The organism is Chamaesiphon polymorphus CCALA 037 (assembly GCF_003003845.1).
GTDB lineage: Bacteria > Cyanobacteriota > Cyanobacteriia > Cyanobacteriales > Chamaesiphonaceae > Chamaesiphon > Chamaesiphon polymorphus.
Genome location: NZ_PVWO01000563.1, coordinates 1 through 3,468 on the forward strand (window position 1 = coordinate 1; position 3,468 = coordinate 3,468).

The window sequence follows — 3,468 nt, forward strand, 5'->3', positions numbered from 1 at the left end:
ACTATTGACTACTCACTATTCACTATCCACTACCCGTACTCCACCACTCAACTAGGCTTTGGTACTGAGGATTTCCGCGAGTGTCCAGCGTTTGGTGCGGCTTAAGGGGCGGGTTTCGAGAATCCGCACTCTGTCGCCTTCTTTGCACTGATTTTCTTCGTCATGAACCTTGTATTTTTTGGTTCTGACGACTACTTTTCCGTACTTGTCATGCGCGGAACGGTTTTCGATCGACACTACTGCGGTTTTTTGCATTTTGGTGCTGACAACGATGCCAACTCTTTCTTTGACTGCCATTTTGTGTTATGTACCTGTGGCTGAGTTATGTTGACTGGGCTAAACCTTGGCGGTTTTACGTTGGTGTTCCACGGTCATTAACTGCGCTAATTTGTGGCGGTTATGTTTGAATTCGTGGGTTTTTTCTAAGCGACGAGTAGCTTGGCGGAGGCGCAGGTCAAACAGAGTGCGTTTGACAGCGATAATCTCGGCGGCTAGTTCTTCATCGGTTAGAGCGATTGCATCGGCAATTTTGGGCAGAGCCATACTAATCCGTCTCGTCTTCTAAATGTGCTTTAACAATGAATTTGACCTTAATCGGTAGCTTGTGCATCGCCAGACGCATCGATTCCCGTGCGGTTTCTTCAGGAACGCCACCAATCTCGAATAAAATTCGACCGGGTTTGACAACTGCTACCCAAAATTCGGGAGAACCTTTACCAGAACCCATCCGGGTTTCTGCTGGGCGCATGGTGACAGGCTTATCGGGGAAAATCCGAATCCAGATTTTACCACCGCGTTTGAGATAGCGGTTCATGGCTCGGCGACAGGCTTCAATCTGACGGGAGGTGATCCAGGATGGTTCGATCGCTTGTAATCCAAATTGACCGAAAGCGATTTCATTTCCTCTGGTTGCTAAACCAGTCATGCGTCCGCGTTGTTGTTTGCGGAATTTCGTTCTTCTAGGACTTAACATTTTTCAATTCCTATCCTTCATCAGAGCGGTCTTCAAACTGCTGGCGACGGCGTTGTTGCTGTTGCCGACGCTTGGGTTGAGCAGCACTAGGTACTTCTAGATTTTCCTGTCCGGGGATGATTTCGCCCTTAAAGACCCAAACTTTTACGCCGATGATGCCATAGGTGGTATCTGCGGTTTTGGAAGCATAATCGATATCTGCACGCAATGTGTGCAAAGGTACGCTACCTTCTCGAGCTTGTTCGGTACGTGCGATTTCAGCTCCGTTAAGCCGTCCGCCGACCTGAATTTTGATCCCTTTAACTTCGGCTCGTTGTGCCCGTTGAATTGCTTGACGGACGACGCGACGGAAGGAAACGCGACGCGAGAGTTGTTGCGCGATAAATTCAGCAATTAGAGCTGCATCGGCATCAACTTTGGCAATCTCAATTACGTTAATCCGAATCTGACGATCGGTACCGAGTTTTTTGAGTAATGCTTGACGGATGACTTCAATGCCACTGCCTTGACGACCGACGACAACACCAGGGCGAGCTGTGTGAATTTCAAGTTCGATTTGGTCGGCTTTACGCTCGATCCGCACCTTAGAAATACCCGCAGTTTCCAGAGTCTTGTCTTTCTCTATATGTTGGCGGATGATGTAGTCCTCTTGGAGAACTTCGGAATATTTTCGAGTATCGGCATACCACCGCGAGCGATGCTCCTGCGTGATCCCGAGTCTAAAACCGATCGGATGAATCTTCTGTCCCATGTTGTTTTTTCTATAGCTCCCTAGTTCATTTCCGCCACTGCCACGGTGATGTGACATGTCGGTTTGCGGATTTTGTAAGCGCGACCTTGCGCTCTGGGGCGGAAGCGTTTGAGTGCGGGGCCACCATCGGCAAAGGCAGTGGAGACTACCAACTTGGCTGGATTCATCCCATTGTTATGCTCGGCATTGGCTACCGCCGATCGCAAGACTTTGATAATCTCTTCACATGCTTTGTAAGGCATGAATTCGAGAATAATCAAGGCTTCGCGGTAAGAACGTCCCCGAATTTGATCTAGTACGCGGCGCACTTTAAAGGGAGACATGCGAATGTATTTCGCAACTGCTTTAATTTCTGTTTTGTTATCGATCGCCATAATTTTTCCTCTTGAATCCAGAGTCTAAAATTCAAATCAACTTTGAATTATCTGCCGGATTTTTTGTCTCCCTTCGAGTGGGAACGATAGTTCCGAGTGGGCGCAAATTCACCTAATTTGTGTCCGACCATTTGATCGGAAACAAAGACAGGTACGTGTTGACGACCGTTGTGTACCGCGATCGTGTGACCGACCATTTGAGGCAAGATCGTGGAAGCCCGCGACCAAGTTTTGATGACATCTTTACGACCAGATGCATTCATTTTTTCTACCTTTGTCATCAGATGATCTGCGACGAAAGGACCTTTTTTGAGAGAACGACCCATAGTTTAGTGGATAGTGAATAGTGGATAGTGGATAGTGAATAGATTATCCAGCTCTTGCTGGAGGATGGACAGTGGATAATGAATAGTTCTTTACTGCTATCCACTATCCACTGTCCACTATCCACTCTCTTAATTCTGACGACCGCCTTTACCACGTTTCGAGGATTTACGGCGACGGCGGATAATGAGTTCGCTGCTAGCCTTTTTCTTCTTACGAGTTTTGTAGCCCAGAGTTGGTTTACCCCAAGGCGTAACTGGGCCAGAACGACCGATGGGCGCGCGACCTTCACCACCACCATGTGGGTGATCGCAGGGGTTCATGACGCTACCTCTGACCTTCGGACGGCGACCTTTCCAACGGTTGCGTCCGGCTTTACCCGCACTCATGTTCCGTGCTTCAGTGTTACCAACTTGGCCGATGGTGGCGTAGCATTCTTTGCGTACCATCCGGACTTCTCCAGAAGGCATTTTCAGAGTTACATAGTCGCCTTCTTTAGCCACTAGTTGCGCCGCAGCACCCGCAGAACGAGCGATTTGAGCACCTTTACCAGCGGTAAGTTCGACACTATGTACTGTCGTACCTAGTGGAATATTAATTAGGGGTAGAGCGTTACCGATTTCAAATGGAGACTCTGGCCCCGTGATGATTTCGGTACCGACTTCTAAGCCAACTGGGTGCAGGATATACCGTTTTTCGCCGTCTTTGTAAAATAAGAGGGCGATCCGAGCGTTGCGGTTGGGATCGTATTCGATCGTCGCTACCCGTGCGGGGATATTGATTTTGTCTTGACGGCGGAAATCGATTTGACGATAGAGACGTTTGTGACCGCCACCGCGACGACGACTGGTAATAATACCGCGATTGTTACGCCCTTTAGCGCGGTGTTTGTTATAAACGAGTGATTTTTCCGGCGAACTCGCGGTAATTTCAGCAAAGTCAGAAATTACGGTTTCGCGAGTACTGGGCGTATATGGCCGATAAGAACGGGTTCCCATGATTTAGCTGTTAACGATTAGGGATTAGGTTGGGGAGAGGGGGAGAGG

Annotated in this window: 7 protein-coding genes; all 7 read right to left on the reverse strand. The window is 48.6% G+C overall.

All coding sequences use genetic code 11. The features are described 5' to 3' along the window. Positions 1 to 51: 51 nt before the first annotated feature. Entirely contained in the window at positions 52 to 297 is a 246-nt protein-coding gene (rpsQ, locus tag C7B77_RS26380; protein ID WP_106311993.1) for a 30S ribosomal protein S17, read from the reverse strand. A 39-nt stretch (positions 298 to 336) separates the two neighbouring features. Then, on the reverse strand, positions 337 to 543 hold the full coding sequence (gene rpmC / locus C7B77_RS26385) for a 50S ribosomal protein L29 (RefSeq protein WP_106311997.1): 207 nt from the start codon (positions 541 to 543) through the stop codon (positions 337 to 339). Between the two features lies 1 nt (position 544). Then, positions 545 to 973 carry a 50S ribosomal protein L16 gene (gene rplP / locus C7B77_RS26390; protein WP_106312000.1) on the reverse strand — a complete coding sequence of 143 codons (429 nt, stop codon included), beginning with the start codon at positions 971 to 973 and terminating at the stop codon, positions 545 to 547. A gap of 10 nt (positions 974 to 983) precedes the next feature. Next, entirely contained in the window at positions 984 to 1,724 is a 741-nt protein-coding gene (gene rpsC / locus C7B77_RS26395) for a 30S ribosomal protein S3 (protein ID WP_106312003.1), read from the reverse strand. Between the two features lie 20 nt (positions 1,725 to 1,744). Then, positions 1,745 to 2,098 (reverse strand): 50S ribosomal protein L22, encoded by a 354-nt coding sequence (gene rplV / locus C7B77_RS26400; protein ID WP_015161718.1) that lies wholly within the window; start codon positions 2,096 to 2,098, stop codon positions 1,745 to 1,747. A gap of 47 nt (positions 2,099 to 2,145) precedes the next feature. After that, complete coding sequence (rpsS, locus tag C7B77_RS26405) at positions 2,146 to 2,424, reverse strand: 30S ribosomal protein S19 (RefSeq protein ID WP_015161717.1); 279 nt, start codon at positions 2,422 to 2,424, stop codon at positions 2,146 to 2,148. Between the two features lie 129 nt (positions 2,425 to 2,553). After that, on the reverse strand, positions 2,554 to 3,420 hold the full coding sequence (gene rplB / locus C7B77_RS26410) for a 50S ribosomal protein L2 (protein WP_106312006.1): 867 nt from the start codon (positions 3,418 to 3,420) through the stop codon (positions 2,554 to 2,556). Positions 3,421 to 3,468: the final 48 nt, after the last annotated feature.